The organism is uncultured Tateyamaria sp. (genome assembly GCF_947504105.1).
Taxonomy (GTDB): domain Bacteria; phylum Pseudomonadota; class Alphaproteobacteria; order Rhodobacterales; family Rhodobacteraceae; genus Tateyamaria.
Map to the genome: position 1 here is coordinate 1 of NZ_CANNGP010000112.1, position 2,486 is coordinate 2,486.

Sequence of the window (2,486 nt, forward strand, 5' to 3'; positions counted from 1 at the left end):
TCGTTGTCGTTGTCGTTGTCGTTGTCGTTGTCGTTGTCGTTGTCGTTGTCGTTGTCGTTGTCGTTGTCGTTGTCGTTCTCGCTTGACGAACTCTGGTGCTGACCCTGGCCCTGACCTTGCAACTGGGCTTGTAGTTCTGCCTGAAGCTGGGCCTGGTCCTGATCTTGGTCTTGATCCTGACTCTGGTGCCCATTGCTCCATGGCCACATATACATTTGACGATTTGACATTGTGTCTTTCCCTTAAGAAGCGCTTGCCGGTTCGCCGCTCATTTCAAAAGCGAACATCGTGCCTGCGCTGGTTTCAGTTTTTGGAGATGGTGGGTTGACTGACCCGCTGTCGGCTCAGTCACACGCCGCGGTGTTTTGAAAGCTGTTCGTTAGCAATGCCCCCCAGTCTGTGGGCGCAACCCAACGAAAGACCTACGGAAAGACTGACAAACACCTAATGGGTGAAACGCAGCCGAGTCTTCGGTTGCAGTGCGCCGATTAAAAAAATTGCCGCTTAGTCTCCAGCGACCCGATCAGCATCCATCAATGCGGTTGGTCGCAATAGCTGGACAAACGGCTATCGCGAAGGAGCCCGGCAAGTATTTGATTAGGAGGTGAAAATTCGTCGACCGTACCAGAAAGGTTTGGTGATATCCGGGTTGATCGATGTATGTGAATCGGCCCACTGACCAGACGATCTACACACTATGACTAAATGCCTTGATCCGGATCAATTGATGGACAGCGTCACATGTGCTATACTGCACGTGTAGGTTCGCAGCATCCTAATAACACTATGATATAGTGCAAAATGGTGCAGCCTAGACTTTCGAATATACGTAAATAATTGAATTTGAATATCTTTTTTTAGCAACCACGCACGCGAGGGGGCATCCTTCGGTTCGACAAGTCCCGGTTACCTGTTTTCATTGAGCGCAAGGCCCAGCTAAGCGCCCTTGATAGCCAAGTTGATCGAGTTTCGAACGTCCTGCTTCAGTGCCTGGATACATTCGGAGTTAACTATTATGGAAGCCGAACACACCAATTTTGGTAACCGACCAGACAAGTGTTTTGTCTACTTCGTCGGCAACGCGGTGAATTTCTCAGTGTCGATATTGCGCGCCGCGCAAAATGAATTTTCCGAGGTCACTTTTCGCCGTGCGGCATCTCTTGCCGCACTCAATGAGTTGCCAATCGACGAGTCATCCAACATTCTGGCCATCATTGTAGATGAATCTCTGTTCGGAGATTTCATGCACACAATGTCAGAATTGCGTTCGGTGCATCCGAACACCGTTCTCGCAGTTGCCTACCGCAGTCCCGACGCCGTGCGCGCACAACTGACCGAGCAAATGTGCGGCACGTCGCTCTACAACGTCAGCTTTCTGCCAATGAACATTCACTTCGACAGTTGGTTGTCGATTCTCCATCTGATCCTGGGAGGTGACGGCTATGTCTCACGAGAGGTTCTCATGCCACCGCCCGAACCGTCCTCCGATCAAACGTTGAACACTTATGCGCCACCATCCAAGTCAGAAGAAGCGACGGTTAAGGGCAATCTGACCAAGCGGGAGATAGAGGTGCTTTCAAACGTGGCAGCGGGCAAGCAAAACAAGTTGATCGCTCACGAGCTCGATCTGTCGGAACATACGATCAAACTCCATATTCATCACGTCATCGCCAAGTTGGGCGTCTGCAACAGAACCGAAGCAGCTGCCTGGTTTTTTCAGCATCGACACCTGCTGGACAAATCGTTCAGAAAATGACCGACACGGACCCCATCGAATTTGATGACTTTCTGCTTTTGGTCGGCAAGCTGAACTACTCGTGGACAAATACGGAAAGCCTTTTGATCCACCTCATAGCAGGGCTGACAGGCGTGGAAAAAGAGGTGGCGCTGGTCGTGTTCCTGACGCTGAACACGACACGCGCGCGCATTGACCTTGTTCAGCGTCTGGCCAAGATGGAGCGAACCAGCGCCCCGGAACGAGAGCGCATCCTCGACGTGACAAACAGGATCTCAAAGCTGGCGGCGCTTCGAAACAGGTACAACCACTGCATCTATGCCTTTGACACAGATGGCGGCAATCCGCGTTCGATACTCATGCGGATCGCGGATCGCAAGAACGAGATCAAAGTGGGGCAGGTGTACGAACTCAATCAGGTTGCAGCTGCCGACGTCGATGCCGCGATACATAGCCTCAAGCACATCAATAAGGAAATCTGGACCATGGTTCGTGACTTTGGCTATCCGGCATGAAACCTGCGCTGACTTCCCTTTAATCAGATCGTCATCAATCACTGGCTCAAGCAATACAATCAAACTCGGCCGCATCAGGCGCTCGGCATGCGTCCACCCTTACCAGAAACCAATTTAGAGAAAGTCCAAATTAGTGGCCCAGACACTGAGGGCTAGACACTGCTCCCCCTTGAGTCCGCTATTTTAGGTTAGCTCTGTTCAGGTTTTGGTCTTTCTTTGACCGGTTAACATATTCC

The 2,486-nt window shown here is 51.2% G+C and carries 3 protein-coding genes and 1 pseudogene; 3 read left to right on the top strand and 1 reads right to left on the bottom strand.

All coding sequences use genetic code 11. From position 1 onward, the window contains the following. Positions 1-230, bottom strand: a pseudogene (locus tag Q1A75_RS23665) (hypothetical protein); the annotation flags it as partial. Positions 231-1,015: 785 nt separating this feature from the next. Between Q1A75_RS23665 and Q1A75_RS23670 the strand changes: the two are divergent. From Q1A75_RS23670 to Q1A75_RS24360, 3 genes are read left to right on the top strand one after another with little or no spacing between them, the layout of a single operon-like run. Next, positions 1,016-1,756 (top strand): response regulator transcription factor, encoded by a 741-nt coding sequence (locus tag Q1A75_RS23670; RefSeq protein ID WP_299551853.1) that lies wholly within the window; start codon positions 1,016-1,018, stop codon positions 1,754-1,756. After that, entirely contained in the window at positions 1,753-2,250 is a 498-nt protein-coding gene (locus Q1A75_RS23675) for a hypothetical protein (protein WP_299551856.1), read from the top strand. Before Q1A75_RS23670 ends, Q1A75_RS23675 begins: the two co-directional genes overlap by 4 nt. 33 nt (positions 2,251-2,283) lie before the next feature. Further along, entirely contained in the window at positions 2,284-2,406 is a 123-nt protein-coding gene (locus Q1A75_RS24360; RefSeq protein WP_366142235.1) for an integrase core domain-containing protein, read from the top strand. Positions 2,407-2,486 lie beyond the last annotated feature (80 nt).